The 14,010-nt window shown below is 64.2% G+C and carries 13 protein-coding genes; all 13 read left to right on the top strand.

What is annotated here, in order from left to right:
- Positions 1-36 precede the first annotated feature (36 nt).
- A complete protein-coding gene (locus OXH74_RS24190; RefSeq protein WP_375739207.1) occupies positions 37-1,647 on the top strand; it encodes a 5-guanidino-2-oxopentanoate decarboxylase in 1,611 nt (536 codons plus the stop codon).
- 20 nt (positions 1,648-1,667) lie between these two features.
- Positions 1,668-2,858 carry a pyridoxal phosphate-dependent aminotransferase gene (locus OXH74_RS24185; protein WP_375739206.1) on the top strand — a complete coding sequence of 397 codons (1,191 nt, stop codon included), beginning with the start codon at positions 1,668-1,670 and terminating at the stop codon, positions 2,856-2,858.
- Entirely contained in the window at positions 2,851-4,269 is a 1,419-nt protein-coding gene (locus OXH74_RS24180; RefSeq protein ID WP_375739205.1) for an aldehyde dehydrogenase family protein, read from the top strand. The genes OXH74_RS24185 and OXH74_RS24180 overlap by 8 nt, the downstream gene beginning before the upstream one ends.
- Before the next feature lie 44 nt (positions 4,270-4,313).
- Complete coding sequence (locus tag OXH74_RS24175) at positions 4,314-5,027, top strand: NAD(P)H-dependent oxidoreductase (protein WP_375739204.1); 714 nt, start codon at positions 4,314-4,316, stop codon at positions 5,025-5,027.
- A gap of 894 nt (positions 5,028-5,921) precedes the next feature.
- Positions 5,922-6,329 (top strand): flagellar basal body rod protein FlgB, encoded by a 408-nt coding sequence (flgB, locus tag OXH74_RS24170; RefSeq protein ID WP_375739203.1) that lies wholly within the window; start codon positions 5,922-5,924, stop codon positions 6,327-6,329.
- A 14-nt stretch (positions 6,330-6,343) separates the two neighbouring features.
- Positions 6,344-6,793, top strand: coding sequence for a flagellar basal body rod protein FlgC (gene flgC / locus OXH74_RS24165; RefSeq protein WP_375739202.1), 450 nt, complete (start codon positions 6,344-6,346; stop codon positions 6,791-6,793).
- Positions 6,794-6,812: 19 nt separating this feature from the next.
- Positions 6,813-7,499, top strand: a complete 687-nt coding sequence (gene flgD / locus OXH74_RS24160) for a flagellar hook assembly protein FlgD (RefSeq protein ID WP_375739201.1) — start codon at positions 6,813-6,815, stop codon at positions 7,497-7,499.
- Positions 7,500-7,529: 30 nt separating this feature from the next.
- Complete coding sequence (locus OXH74_RS24155; protein ID WP_375739200.1) at positions 7,530-9,074, top strand: flagellar hook protein FlgE; 1,545 nt, start codon at positions 7,530-7,532, stop codon at positions 9,072-9,074.
- A gap of 344 nt (positions 9,075-9,418) precedes the next feature.
- Complete coding sequence (locus OXH74_RS24150) at positions 9,419-10,162, top strand: flagellar basal body rod protein FlgF (RefSeq protein WP_375739199.1); 744 nt, start codon at positions 9,419-9,421, stop codon at positions 10,160-10,162.
- Positions 10,163-10,208: 46 nt separating this feature from the next.
- Positions 10,209-10,994 carry a flagellar basal-body rod protein FlgG gene (gene flgG / locus OXH74_RS24145; protein ID WP_215373379.1) on the top strand — a complete coding sequence of 262 codons (786 nt, stop codon included), beginning with the start codon at positions 10,209-10,211 and terminating at the stop codon, positions 10,992-10,994.
- Positions 10,995-11,011: 17 nt separating this feature from the next.
- A complete protein-coding gene (gene flgH, locus OXH74_RS24140; protein WP_215373376.1) occupies positions 11,012-11,725 on the top strand; it encodes a flagellar basal body L-ring protein FlgH in 714 nt (237 codons plus the stop codon).
- An 11-nt stretch (positions 11,726-11,736) separates the two neighbouring features.
- Positions 11,737-12,837: a flagellar basal body P-ring protein FlgI gene (locus OXH74_RS24135; protein ID WP_375739198.1), complete on the top strand. Its 1,101-nt coding sequence runs from the start codon at positions 11,737-11,739 to the stop codon at positions 12,835-12,837.
- A gap of 10 nt (positions 12,838-12,847) precedes the next feature.
- A complete protein-coding gene (gene flgJ / locus OXH74_RS24130; protein ID WP_375739197.1) occupies positions 12,848-14,002 on the top strand; it encodes a flagellar assembly peptidoglycan hydrolase FlgJ in 1,155 nt (384 codons plus the stop codon).
- Positions 14,003-14,010: the final 8 nt, after the last annotated feature.

Here is a 14,010-nt window from a genome sequence, read left to right as displayed (position 1 = left end):
CTACAAGTCTTGGCAATTGGTTCGAGGAGACACCTCATGCAACAACAGAACACCCTCACCGGCGGCCAGGCCTTGGTCCGCCTGCTGGCCAACTACGGCGTGGACACCGTGTTCGGCATTCCCGGCGTGCACACCCTGGAGCTGTACCGGGGCCTGCCGGGAAGCGGTATCCGCCATGTGCTCACCCGCCACGAGCAGGGCGCCGGCTTCATGGCTGACGGCTATGCGCGAGTCAGCGGCAAGCCGGGCGTATGCTTCCTGATCACCGGCCCGGGCGTGACCAACGCGGCCACGCCCATCGGCCAGGCCTATGCCGATTCAATCCCGATGCTGGTGATTTCCAGCGTCAACCACACTGCCAGCCTCGGCAAGGGCTGGGGCTGCTTGCATGAGACCCAGGACCAGCGCGCCATGACTGCGCCCATCACGGCCTTCTCGGCGTTGGCATTGACTGCAGAGGACCTGCCCGAACTGGTGGCCCGTGCCTTTGCCGTGTTCGACAGCGAGCGCCCGCGTCCCGTGCACATTTCCGTGCCGCTGGACGTGCTGGCCGCCCCCGTGGCGCGTGACTGGAGCAACGATGTCGTGCGCCGTCCTGGACATGGCGTGCCTGCCGTAGAGGCCATTCAGCAGGCCGTTGCGAAATTGGCGGCGGCCAAGCGACCGATGATCATTGCCGGCGGCGGTGCGCTGCAGGCTGGTGAGGCGCTCCAGGCGCTCAGCGAGCGGCTGGCCGCGCCGGTGTTCACCAGTGTGGCCGGCAAAGGCCTGCTTCCACCCGAAGCACCGCTGAACGCCGGCGCCAGTCTCTGCGTGGTGCCAGGTTGGCAATTGATTGCCGAAGCCGACCTGGTTCTGGCGGTCGGCACCGAAATGGCCGACACCGACTTCTGGCGCGAGCGCCTGCCGCTCACTGGTGACCTGATTCGCGTCGATATCGACCCGCGCAAGTTCAATGATTTCTACCCCTGCGCCATAGCCCTGCGTGGCGATGCCCGGCTGACGCTTGAGGCCTTGTTGGCGCAGTTGCCGGATGCGGCACGCGACGCCACGTCGGCCATCGGTACAGTCGCTCGCCTGCGTGAAACCATTCGCCAGGAGCACGCACCGCTGCAGGCCATTCACCAGGCGATTCTCGACCGCATCGCTGCCGTGCTGCCGGCCAACGCCTTCATCAGCACGGACATGACCCAACTCGCCTACACCGGCAACTACGCCTTTGCCAGTCGGACGCCGCGCAGCTGGCTGCACCCCACCGGTTACGGCACGCTGGGTTACGGCCTGCCGGCCGGCATCGGCGCCAAGTTCGGCGCGCGAGAGCGGCCGGGACTGGTGCTGGTGGGCGATGGCGGCTTCCTCTACACCGCCCAGGAGCTGGCTACTGCCACCGAAGAGCTGGACAGCCCGCTGGTGGTGCTGCTCTGGAACAACGATGCCCTGGGCCAGATCCGCGACGACATGCTCACCCTGGACATCGAGCCGGTGGGCGTGCTGCCGCGTAACCCGGACTTCATCGGTCTCGCCCGTGCCTTCGGCTGCGTGGTGAAGCAACCGCAGAGCCTCGACGAACTGGAAGGCGACCTGCGCGGCGGCTTCGCCCATCCGGGCGTCACCCTGATCGAACTGAAACACGCCTGCGCTCGCTGAGCCGGGCCAAGGAGCTTGCCATGCGCTTTTCCGATCTCACTCAACGCATTGCCGGCGACGGCGCGGCGGCCTGGAACATTCACTACCGCGCCCTGGAACGTCAGGCACGCGGCGACGACATCCTGCTGCTGTCCGTCGGCGATCCGGACTTCGATACCCCGCAACCCATCGTCCAGGCCGCTATCGACAGCCTGCTGAACGGCAACACTCATTACTCCGATGTGCGCGGCAAGCTTGCCCTGCGTGAGCGCATCGCGGCCTGGCATAACGCGCGCAGCGGCCAGGGCGTGGCCGCCAACCAGGTGGCGGTAATGGCGGGCGCCCAATGCGCGCTGTTCAGCGTCGTGCAGTGCCTGCTCAATCCGGGTGACGAGGTGATTGTCGCCGAGCCGATGTATGTGACCTATGAGGCGGTGTTCGGCGCCTGTGGCGCCAAGGTCGTGCCGGTTCCAGTGCGTTCGGAGAACGGCTTCCGTATCCAGGCGCAAGACGTCGCGGCGGTCATTACTTCGCGGACCCGGGCAATCGCGATCAATAGCCCGCACAACCCCTCTGGCGCCAGCCTGCCGCGCGCTACCTGTGAGGCTCTGGCCGAACTGTGCGTTCGCCACGACCTCTGGATGATCTCCGACGAGGTCTACAGCGAGCTTCTGTTCGAGGGCGAGCACATCAGCCCGGCCAGCCTGCCGGGCATGGCCGAGCGCACCGCGACCCTCAACAGCCTGTCCAAATCCCATGCCATGACTGGCTGGCGGGTAGGTTGGGTGGTCGGCTCCGAGGCACTCACCGCGCACCTGGAAAACCTCGCCCTGTGCATGCTTTACGGGTCGCCCGACTTCATCCAGGACGCCGCCTGCGTCGCCCTGGAGGCAGGTCTGCCGGAGCTGGCAGCGATGCGCGAGGCCTACCGCCAGCGCCGTGACCTGGTGTGCGCGACGCTTGCCGGCTGCCCTGGACTGCGCGCGCTGAAACCAGATGGCGGCATGTTCGTGATGGTCGACATTCGCCCCACGGGCCTCTCCGCCCAGGACTTCGCGGACCGCCTGCTGGATCTCTACGGCGTGTCCGTGCTCGCTGGCGAAGCCTTCGGCCCCAGCGCCGCCGGGCATATCCGTCTGGGCCTGGTGCTGGGCAGCGGCCCGCTGCAGGAAGCCTGCCGCCGCATCGCCCGCTGCGCCACCGAACTGATCGAGGAGAAACGCTATGCGTGAGTATCGCCACCTGTTCATCGGCGGCGCCTGGGTCGCGCCCCAGGGTTCCGGCATGGCCGAGGTCATCAATCCGGCGACGGAAGAAGTCGCCGGCCGCGTGCCGCTCGGCAATGAGGCGGATGTGGAGCGTGCGGTTACCGCAGCCCGGCAAGCTTTTGCCGCCTGGGCGCGGACACCGTCGAGCGTGCGCGCGGGTTACATCCGTGCGTTGGCCGAACAGCTCAAGGCCCGTGCGGATGAGATGGCCGGCCTGATTACCGCCGAACTTGGCATGCCGGTGCAGTGGTGCCGGACCATCCAGGTCGAGGGTCCGATCGAGGGACTGGAAAGCTACGCCGGACTGGCCGCCCACATGGACGAGGTGCGCGAGGTCGGCAACTCCCTGGTGGTACGCGAGCCGGTGGGCGTCTGCGCCTTCATCAACCCCTGGAACTACCCGCTGCACCAGATGGTCGGCAAGCTAGCGCCGGCGCTGGCGGCTGGCTGCACGGTGGTGGTCAAGCCGAGCCAGGAAACGCCGCTACATGCCTTCTTGCTGGCCGAGCTGATCGAGGCCATCGGCCTGCCGGCCGGGGTTTTCAACCTGGTCAGCGGGCCCGGCTCCAAGGTCGGCGAGGCGCTGGCGCGTCACCCGGATGTCGACATGGTTTCCTTCACCGGTTCCACCGGCGCCGGCGTGCGAGTCGCCGAGGCGGCAGCGCCGACGGTCAAACGCGTTTGCCTGGAGCTGGGCGGCAAGTCGCCGCTGTTGATCGGCGCTGATGCTGACCTGGCAGCGGCCGTGCGTTACGGCGTACAGGATGTGATGGTCAATTCCGGGCAGACCTGCACGGCACTGACCCGCATGCTGCTGCCGGCAAGCCGCTACACCGAAGCGCTGGAGTTGGCCAAGGCCGAGACCGAGGCACTGCGCATGGGCGACCCCCTGGATCCGGACTCCTTCCTCGGCCCCATGTGTTCATCCGGCCAACGCCGCACCGTGCGTGACTACATCCGCATGGGAGAGGAAGAGGGTGCCCGCCTGCTGATTGGCGGCGCTGACGTGCCCGTGGGCCTCGAGCGAGGCTACTATGTGCGGCCCACGCTGTTCGCCGACGTGCACAACCGCATGCGTATTGCCCAGGAAGAAATCTTCGGGCCGGTGCTTTGTCTGATTCCCTACGCCGACGAGAAAGAGGCCGTGCTCATCGCCAATGACTCGCCCTTTGGCCTGTCCAGTGCGGTCTGGACCGCCAACCGAGAGCGGTCTCTGGAGCTGGCGCGGCAACTGCGCGCCGGGCAGTGCTTCGTCAACGGCGCCGCCTTCAACTACCGCGCGCCTTTCGGCGGCTACAAGCAGTCCGGCAACGGGCGCGAGTGGGGCGAAGAAGGGCTGGCGGAATTCGTCGAAGTGAAGGCCATCCAAATCTGATCATCAGGCCGGTACACGCCGGCCTCGCCATTCAAGGACACCCCATGAACGTATTGATCGTCCACGCCCACCCCGAGCCTCAATCCTTCACCAGCGCCCTGCGTGACTTGGCCGTGGAGACGCTGCAAGGTCAGGAGCATCAGGTGCTGGTCTCAGACCTCTACGCGATGAAGTGGAACCCTGTGGCCAGCGCGGAGGATTTTTCCGAACGGGCCAACCCGGACTACCTGGTGTATGCGCTGGAGCAGCGCGAGGGCGTCAAGGCCGGGCGAATTGCCGCAGACATCCAGACTGAGCTGGATAAGCTGCTCTGGGCGGACCTTGTGATCTTCAACTTCCCGCTGTACTGGTTCTCAGTGCCGGCCATGCTCAAGGGCTGGATCGACCGCGTGCTGGTATCTGGCGTCTGCTACGGCGGCAAGCGCTTCTACGACCAGGGCGGCCTTGCCGGCAAGAAGGCGCTGGTGACCCTGACCCTGGGCGGGCGTGACCACATGTTCGGTGAAGGCGCCATCCATGGGCCGCTGGAGGACATGCTGCGTCCGCTGCTGCGCGGCACCCTGGCTTATGTCGGCATGGAAGTGCTGCCGCCCTTCGTGGCCTGGCACGTGCCTTACATCAGCTATGAGGCACGGCAGGACTTCCTGCGTAGCTACCAGGCACGCCTGCAAGGGCTGGAGCAGGACGTAGCGCTTGAGTTCCCGCGTCTGGAACAGTTCGACGAGCGGCTGTATCCGCTGCAGCGCCCGGCCCAATAAGGCGAGCTAGCCGTGGGGGCCACCTTCGAGCGGGGCGCTTGGTAGGGGAAAGGGGGAGGGCTGGTTCTTGCTCGCGAACCCAGCCCCGCATTCGCCAGCAAGTTGGCTCCTGCAAGCGTGGCGGGGCGGCGCCGATCTCCGTGCCGTAGGAGCGAGCTTGGCCGCGAACCCAGCCCCGCATTCGTCAGCAAGCTGGCCCCTGCAAGTGTGGCGGGTCGACGCCGATCACCGTGCCGTAGGAGCGAGCTTGGCCGCGAACCCAGCCCCGCATTCGCCAGCAAGCTGGCTCCTGCAAGCGTGGCGGGTCGGCGCTGATCTCCGTGCTGTAGGAGCGAGCTTGCTCGCGAACCCAGCCCCGCATTCGCCAGCAAGCTGGCTCCTACGAGCGTGGCGGGTCGGCGCCGATCTCCGTGCCGTAGGAGCGAGCTTGCTCGCGAACCCAGCCCCGCATTCGCCAGCAAGTTGGCTCCTGCAAGCGTGGCGGGTCGACGCCGATCTCCGTGCCGTAGGAGCGAGCTTGCTCGCGAACCCAGCCCCGCATTCGTCAGGAAGCTGGCTCCTGCAAGCGTGGCGGGTCGGCGCTGATCTCCGTGCCGTAGGAGCGAGCTTGCTCGCGAACCCAGCCCCGCATTCGTCAGCAAGCTGGCTCCTGCGGGGTGGGTTCATTAGCGAAGCGGTCTTCCTCTGAGCACCTTTGCCTTGCCAAGCGGCAATGCCGCCTGCCGCCTTTGCCGCCCCCTTGCCAACAGGCGGAACCGCTTTGCCGCTTTTGCCTTTGCTGCTACCGGGGTAACTTTCCAAGGTATTGAAAATAAAGGGAAAAAATAACTGGCACGGCCTTTGCTGACACTTTGGCAAGCAACCCAGCATTGCCACTGGCAAAGGTTACGGACCATGAGCATCAGTTTCGAAAAGGCACTCGGCATCCACCAGCAAGCCCTCAGCTTCCGCGCTCAGCGTGGCGAGGTGCTGGCCAATAACATCGCCAACGCCGATACCCCGAACTACAAGGCTCGTGATCTGGACTTCGCCAGCGTGCTCGCGCAGCAATCGCAGAAGACTGCTGGCGGCAGCTTCCAGGCCACTCGGACCAGCCAGCGCCACATCGCCGCTGAGGGCATCCAGATGGGCGAGGCCGCGCTGCAGTACCGCATTCCATTCCAGGCGTCGATCGATCAGAACACCGTCGATCCGCAGATCGAGCAGTCGAACTACACCGAGAATGCCATGCAATTCCAGGCCAGCTTCACCTTGCTCAACAGCAAGTTCAAAGGCCTGATCGGCGCCCTGCGCGGCGAATAACGGAGAGCCAAGCCATGTCCCTATCCAGCATCTTCAACATCGCCGGAACCGGCATGAGTGCCCAGAACACTCGGCTGAACACCATCTCCAGCAACATCGCCAACGCCGAGACGGTCTCCTCGAGCATCGACCAGACCTACCGTGCGCGCCATCCGGTGTTCGCCACCATGTTCCAGAACTCCATGGGCGGCACTGGCGACAGCGGTTCACTGTTCGCCGATCAGGATCAGTCCGGCAGCGGCGTGCAGGTGCTCGGCGTCATCGAAGACCAGGGCACGTTGACTCCGCGCTACGAGCCGAACCATCCGGCCGCCAATGCCGAAGGCTATGTCTACTACCCGAACGTCAATGTGGTCGAGGAGATGGCCGACATGATCTCCGCCAGTCGCGCCTTCCAGACCAACGCAGAAATGATGAACACCGCCAAGCAGATGATGCAGAAAGTGCTGACCCTGGGTCAGTAACCGAACCTGAGGGAACAGCATGAGTATCAGCACCGCCACGAGCGCGACCAACACCCAGTCGGTTCTCGACCAGTACAGCCTCAAGACCGAGACCAAGAGCAGCAAGGACCTTGGCAAGAACGAGTTCCTCGAACTGCTGGTCGCCCAGTTGAACAACCAGGACCCGCTGTCGCCTCAGGAAAACGGCGAGTTCATCGCCCAGCTGGCGCAGTTCAGCCAGGTGGAGGGCATCGAGAAGCTCAACTCCAGCATGGGGTCGTTGCTCTCCGGCTACCAGTCTTCCCAGGCGCTACAGGCGTCGTCGCTGGTCGGCCGCAAGGTCATTGTGCCCACCGAGAAAGCAGTGGTGGACACCAGCGAGACCTTCAAGGCCAGCGCCTCGCTGCCGGCCAGCAGCAGCAACGTCTGGGTCAATGTCTACGACACCAGCGGAAGTGTGGTGAACCGGATCAACCTGGGGCAGCAAAGCGCCGGCAGCGTCAGCTTCATGTGGGACGGCAAGGACTCGAGCGGGAATCTCATGCCACCGGGCACCTACAAGTTCGAGGCGCAAGCCCAATACGACGGTGAGACCAAGGGGCTCTACACCATGCTGCCGGCCAACGTCGACAGCGTCACCCTTGGCCAGAACGGCGGTGAGCTGATGCTCAACCTCGCGGGCATCGGCAGCGTCGGGCTGTCCAAGGTCCAGGTCATCGGTCAATAACTGCCGGCAGATTCGGCAAGGAGTTATCGAATGAGTTTCAACAATGGCCTGAGTGGCCTGCGATCGGCGAGTACGGATCTCAATATTACCGGCAACAATATTGCCAACGCGGGCACTGTCGGCTTCAAACAGTCGCGCGCGGAGTTCGCCAATATCTACGCGTCGTCCGTGCTGGGCGGCGGCAAGAACCCCCAAGGCAGTGGCTCGCTCTTGTCGAGCGTTTCCCAGCAGTTCAATCAGGGGAACATCAACTACACGCAGAATGCCCTCGACCTGGCCATCAACGGCAATGGCTTCTTCCAGGTCAGCAACAATGGGGCTCTGAGCTATACGCGGGCGGGTTACTTCGGGACTGACAGCAACGGCTACATCGTCGATAACTTCGGCTACAACCTTCAGGGCTACACCACGGATGACAATGGTGTCCTGCAGACTGGTTCGATCGGCAACCTGAGGATCCGGGCAACAAGCCAGGCGCCTGCGGCCACCAGCATTGTGACTCAGGGCTTCAACCTGAACTCCACCAGCACTGTTCCAACCAATGCGTTCAGTCCCACTGACCCAACCAGTTACAACTCGTCGACTTCGACGAACATTTTCGACAGCCAGGGCAACGCCCATGTGATGACCCAGTTCTTCGTCAAGACTGCCCCCAACGCCTGGACGATGAATGTGCTGATAGATGGCAGCCATCCTTTGGCCGGGGTGGCCAACCTGGCTGCAAGCACCGCGGCGAGCGCCGCTGGTGCCACGCCCGCCTCGGTTGCTGCCGCGGTGGCGACCCTTGCCGGTACCGATCCCAGCGTGCTGCCCGCCCAGGTCACGGCCGCCAGTGCGGCTTCGGTGGCTGCAGGCGCCACGGTGGAGAGCGTCGTCGCCGCCATCGCTGCGGCCGGCAAGACTCCCGTCAGCGCGAACATGACCTTCAATTCGGTCGGCCAGTTGCAACCTGTCACCAGCACCAGTCCGGCGGCCTATGATCCAAACGCAGTCCCGGCCATGCCGGCGCCCCAGCCGACCGATGTCTGGGAGATGAATGCTGATGGCACCCTGAAGATCAGGAGTTGGGTGCCGTCCACCTCCAATGGTGAGGAAAACCCAGTGTTCCTGGCCAATGGAGCGGCGATCAGCAACTCGGGTGTCAGCCTCGACTTCCGCCAGGCCACACAGTTTGCCAGCGCCTTCGCCGTCAACAGTGTTGCCCAGGACGGCTACACCACGGGAGAGCTGGCGGGTGTGGAGATCAGTGATCAGGGTGAGATCTTTGCTCGCTACACCAATGGCCAGTCGCGAGTGCAGGGGCAGGTCATCCTGGCGAACTTCGCCAATGTCCAGGGGCTGACACCGGTCGGCAAGAGCCAGTGGATCCAGGCCGCTGACTCCGGAGAGCCGGTGCGCAACCCGCCCCGCTCTGGCACCCTCGGGGCGATCCAGTCGGGCGCGCTCGAGGATTCGAACGTCGACCTGTCGGATCAGTTGGTCAACCTGATCGTCGCCCAGCGCAACTACCAGGCGAGCGCCAAGACCATCGAAGCCGAGAGTGCCCTTACCCAGACTGTCATCAACCTGCGTTGATGAGTGGCTGCGGGTTGGCCGGCGTTGACAATCCGTAGGATGGGTTGAGCGGAGCGAAACCCATCAGTGCAGGTCGATCGGGTTCGCAGGCCCAAACGGAGCGTCGCCCGGCCCATCCTGCCGGGCTTGCGGCTTCGCGAGCTCGCTCCTACAGGCGGCAAACGCCCTTGCCGCTGGCGGCAGTTCCTCGCCGCCAGCGCTTTGACAAGGCCCTATATGGGGCTTTTTTATTTTTATAAATCCTTAATATTCAAAGTCTTACGGTTAATGTTTGGGGGTGGCACGGCGCTTGCTGGATGGAAGTCAAAGAGCAGAGGGCGGCAACGCCCACTCGGAGAATTTTCATGGACAAGATGCTGTACGTCGCGATGTCCGGCGCCAGTCAGAACACCCTGGCCCAGCGCGCCCACGCCAACAACCTGGCGAACATTTCCACTACGGGTTTCCGTCGAGATTTCGAACAAGCCCGCTCCATGCCGGTATTCGGTGACAGCCTTCCGGCGCGTGTCTATGCCATGACCGAGCGCCCAGGCACTGACTTCACCCCGGGTGCCCTGCAGGAAACCGGTCGTGATCTGGATGTCGCCGTCGAAGGGGAGGGCTGGGTGGCTGTCCAGGCTGCCGATGGCAGCGAGGCTTATGTCCGTACCGCCAGCCTGCAGATCGATGCCCTGGGCCAACTGCGTACCGGCAACGGTTTGCCGGTCATGGGCAACGCCGGACCGATTGCCATTCCGCCGGAGCAGAAAGTCGAGATCGGCCAGGACGGTACCATCAGCATCCGCGCACTCGGTGAGGCGCCGAACGTGGTGGCCGAAGTCGACCGTATCAAGCTGGTCAACCCGGATCCCAAGCAGTTGCAGAAGGGCGCCGACGGCCTGATCCGCCTCAAGGACCCGCAGCAGCCGGCTGAGGCGGATGCCACCGTGCGCCTGACTTCCGGCTTCCTCGAGGCGAGCAACGTGAACGCCGTGGAAGAGATGACGGCCATCCTCTCGCTGTCCCGCCAGTTCGAGCTTTCCGTGAAGATGATGCGCACCGCCGAGGACAACGCCTCGGCAATGGCGCGGGTCTTGCAACTCAGCTAATCACCAGTACGCGGCGCCATGATTCTGGCGCCCGAGGAGAATGACGATGCTTCCGGCACTTTGGGTCAGCAAGACCGGCCTGTCCGCCCAGGACATGAACCTGACCACCATTTCCAACAACCTGGCGAACGTCTCGACCACCGGCTTCAAGCGCGACCGCGCCGAGTTCGAAGACCTGCTGTACCAGGTTCGCCGGCAACCGGGTGGCCAGTCGAGCCAGGACAGCGAGCTGCCCACCGGGCTGCAACTGGGTACCGGCGTGCGCATTGCCGGCACGCAGAAAATCTTCAGTCAGGGCAGCCTGCAAACCACCGAGCAACCGCTGGACCTGGCGGTCAACGGCCGCGGTTTCTTCCAGGTGTTGATGCCGGACGGCACCGTCTCCTATACCCGCGACGGCAGCTTTCACCTCAACTCCGATGGCCAGATGGTGACCTCGCAGGGCTTTGCCCTCGAGCCGGCCATCGTGGTGCCGCCCGAAGTGCAGACTTTCACCGTCGGCGAGGACGGCACCGTCTCCGTGACCACCGTGGGCAACCCGGCCCCGCAGGTGATCGGCAACATCCAGACCGCCGACTTCGTCAACCCGTCGGGCCTGCAGGCAATCGGCAACAACCTGTTCCTGGAGACCGCCTCCAGCGGCGCGCCGCAGATCGGCACACCGGGCCTGACCGGCCTCGGCACCGTGCTACAGAACACCCTGGAAAACTCCAACGTCAGCACCGTCGAAGAGCTGGTGAACATGATCACCACCCAACGCGCCTACGAGATGAACTCCAAGGTCATCTCCACCGCTGACCAGATGCTCGCCTTCGTCACGCAGAACCTGTAACGCCTGAGGTAGTTGTCATGAACCGGCCGATCATCCTTCTCTCGCTGCTTGGCATCACCTTGCTTCAGGGCTGTGTCCAGCCGGCGCCGAAGCCGAACGATCCGTACTACGCGCCCGTGCTGCCGCGCACGCCGTTGCCGGCTGCGCAGAACAACGGCGCCATCTACCAGGCCGGTTTCGAAACCAACCTCTATGATGATCGCAAGGCTTATCGGGTGGGCGACATCATCACCATCACCCTCAATGAGCGCACCCAGGCCAGCAAGAATGCCAACTCGCAGATCCAGAAGGACAGCAAGGCCAACATCGGCCTGACTTCGCTGTTCGGTGGCGGCGTCTCGGTGAACAACCCCAACGGCGGCCTCAATCCGCTGGATGCCGCGCGGCTGAGCCTGGACGCTTCATACAGCGGCGAGCGGGACACCAAGGGCGACAGCAAGGCAGGGCAGAGCAACAGCCTGTCCGGTTCGATCACCGTCACTGTCTCAGAAGTGCTGCCTAACGGCATTCTCTCGGTGCGTGGCGAGAAGTGGTTGACCCTGAACACTGGCGATGAACTGGTCCGCATCGCAGGCCTGGTTCGCGCGGACGATATCGCCACCGACAACACCGTGCCTTCGACTCGCGTGGCTGATGCGCGCATTACCTATTCCGGCACCGGCGCCTTCGCGGATGCCAGCCAGCCGGGCTGGTTCGATCGGTTCTTCATGAGCCCGCTGTTCCCGTTCTGATGAGGCTGACCATGAAGCGACTGATTTCCGCCTTCTGCCTGCTGGTCGTTGCTGGTATTGCCCAGGCCGAGCGTCTGAAGGACCTGGCCAGCATCCAGGGCGTGCGAACCAACCAGCTGATCGGCTACGGCCTGGTGGTGGGCCTGAACGGCACCGGTGACCAGACCACCCAGACGCCTTTTACCCTGCAGACCTTCAACAACATGCTGGCGCAGTTCGGTATCAAGGTGCCGGCCAGCGTCGGCAACGTGCAGTTGAAGAACGTCGCCGCGGTATCCATCCACGCCGATCTGCCGCCGTTCAGCAAGCCCGGCCAGACCATCGACGTCACCATCTCCTCCATCGGCAACGCCAAGAGCCTGCGAGGCGGCAGCCTGCTGATGTCGCCGCTCAAGGGGATCGACGGCAACGTCTATGCGATCGCCCAGGGCAACCTGGTGGTGGGGGGCTTCGACGCCGAAGGCAGCGACGGCTCGAAGATCACCGTCAACGTCCCGTCATCCGGTCGCATTCCTGCGGGCGCCACCGTGGAGCGCCCGGTGCCGAGCGGCTTCGAGCAGGGCAACTACCTGACCCTCAACCTCAACCGTCCGGACTTCACCACTGCGAAGAACATCGTCGACAAGCTCAACGAGCTGCTCGGCCCGGGCGTCGCCCAGGCCGTCGATGGTGGCTCGGTACGCGTGAGCGCGCCGCTGGACCCGAACCAGCGCGTCGACTACCTGTCAGTGATCGAGAACCTGGAAGTGGAAGCCGGCCAGGCGGTGGCCAAAGTCATCATCAACTCGCGGACGGGCACCATCGTCATTGGCCAGAACGTGCGTGTGCAACCGGCGGCCGTGACTCATGGCAGCCTGACCGTGACCATCACCGAGGACCCCATCGTCAGCCAGCCCGAGGCCTTGTCCGGTGGGCAGACCGCTGTGGTGCCACGCTCGCGGGTGAGCGCCGACCAGGAGGCCAAGCCGATGTTCAAGTTCGGCCCGGGCACTACCCTCGACGAGATCGTTCGTGCGGTGAACCAGGTGGGCGCAGCGCCTTCCGACCTCATGGCCATCCTCGAGGCGCTCAAGCAAGCCGGCGCCCTGCAGGCCGACCTGATCGTGATCTGAGGACGCGGCGATGAACTCCAAGCTCTCCGCCGCTGGCGGCTCCACATTCGATTCCGGCGCCTACACCGACCTGAACCGCCTCAACCAGCTCAAAGTCGGCAAGGATCGCGACAGTGAGGCCAACATCCGCAAGGTGGCCCAGGAATTCGAATCGCTGTTCCTCAACGAGATGATGAAATCCATGCGTTCGGCGGGCGAAGTGTTCGCCGAAGGCAATTACCTGAACAGCAACGAAACCAAGACCTACCAGGAAATGCACGACCAGCAGTTGGCCGTGACCATTTCCAAGGAAGGCGGCCTCGGCCTGGCCGATGTCCTCACGCGTCAGCTGTCGAAGACCAAGAGTTACGCCGGGCGAGCCAACCCCTTCGCCGAGGTGAATGGCGCCCTGCAGGGTGCACCGCAGAAACCGGTTGGCAGCTCAGCCACCGCTGTCACTGAGACGCGCGATGACTCCAGGCTGATCAACCAGCGTCGCCTGGCATTGCCCGGCAAGCTGAGCGAGCGCCAGGTCGCCGGTATCGTGCCATCCGCCGAACGAACCCAGGCAGCGCAGCCCCTGGCCGGTAACGACTGGGCGCCAGCCAGAGCCTTTGCCGCGCCTGAGCGCGACTCGGTTGCCGACCAGGGCCGTGTCAGCGTGACCGGCGTCGGCAAGTCGGTATTCGCCTCACGCAATGACTTCATCGAAACCCTGCTGCCGATGGCCATCGATGCCGCCGAACGCATCGGCGTCGACCCGCGCTACCTGGTGGCCCAGGCTGCGCTGGAAACCGGCTGGGGCAAGTCGGTCATCCGCCAGAAAGACGGCAGCAGTAGCCACAACCTGTTCGGCATCAAGTCCCATCGTGGCTGGGATGGCGAATCGGCGCGGGTGATGACCACCGAATACAAAGGCGGTCAGGCGGTGAAGGAGGCGGCGTCGTTCCGTGCCTACAACTCCTTCGAGCAAAGCTTCCATGACTTCGTCAGCTTCCTGCAGCGCAATGGCCGTTATCAGGAAGCCCTCGACTCGGCACAGAACCCAGAGCGCTTTGTGCGCGAGCTGCAGGAAGCCGGCTACGCCACCGACCCGCAGTACGCCCGCAAGATTTCCCAGATCGCTCGTGGCATGCAGATCTACCAGACTGTCGCCAGCGTCGATGGCGAGACCACCAGGACATGAGGCTGAGT

This window comes from Metapseudomonas boanensis (assembly GCF_042232855.1).
Classification (GTDB): Bacteria; Pseudomonadota; Gammaproteobacteria; order Pseudomonadales; family Pseudomonadaceae; genus Metapseudomonas; species Metapseudomonas boanensis.
The sequence above is the reverse complement of the archived record's forward strand: the minus strand, read 5'-3'. Positions and strand labels throughout refer to the sequence as shown.

Coding starts and splice junctions, on each gene's coding strand:
- OXH74_RS24190 (WP_375739207.1), top strand. CDS start 37: ATGCAACAACAGAACACCCTCACCGGCGGCCAGGCCTTGGTCCGCCTG.
- OXH74_RS24185 (WP_375739206.1), top strand. CDS start 1,668: ATGCGCTTTTCCGATCTCACTCAACGCATTGCCGGCGACGGCGCGGCG.
- OXH74_RS24180 (WP_375739205.1), top strand. CDS start 2,851: ATGCGTGAGTATCGCCACCTGTTCATCGGCGGCGCCTGGGTCGCGCCC.
- OXH74_RS24175 (WP_375739204.1), top strand. CDS start 4,314: ATGAACGTATTGATCGTCCACGCCCACCCCGAGCCTCAATCCTTCACC.
- flgB (WP_375739203.1), top strand. CDS start 5,922: ATGAGCATCAGTTTCGAAAAGGCACTCGGCATCCACCAGCAAGCCCTC.
- flgC (WP_375739202.1), top strand. CDS start 6,344: ATGTCCCTATCCAGCATCTTCAACATCGCCGGAACCGGCATGAGTGCC.
- flgD (WP_375739201.1), top strand. CDS start 6,813: ATGAGTATCAGCACCGCCACGAGCGCGACCAACACCCAGTCGGTTCTC.
- OXH74_RS24155 (WP_375739200.1), top strand. CDS start 7,530: ATGAGTTTCAACAATGGCCTGAGTGGCCTGCGATCGGCGAGTACGGAT.
- OXH74_RS24150 (WP_375739199.1), top strand. CDS start 9,419: ATGGACAAGATGCTGTACGTCGCGATGTCCGGCGCCAGTCAGAACACC.
- flgG (WP_215373379.1), top strand. CDS start 10,209: ATGCTTCCGGCACTTTGGGTCAGCAAGACCGGCCTGTCCGCCCAGGAC.
- flgH (WP_215373376.1), top strand. CDS start 11,012: ATGAACCGGCCGATCATCCTTCTCTCGCTGCTTGGCATCACCTTGCTT.
- OXH74_RS24135 (WP_375739198.1), top strand. CDS start 11,737: ATGAAGCGACTGATTTCCGCCTTCTGCCTGCTGGTCGTTGCTGGTATT.
- flgJ (WP_375739197.1), top strand. CDS start 12,848: ATGAACTCCAAGCTCTCCGCCGCTGGCGGCTCCACATTCGATTCCGGC.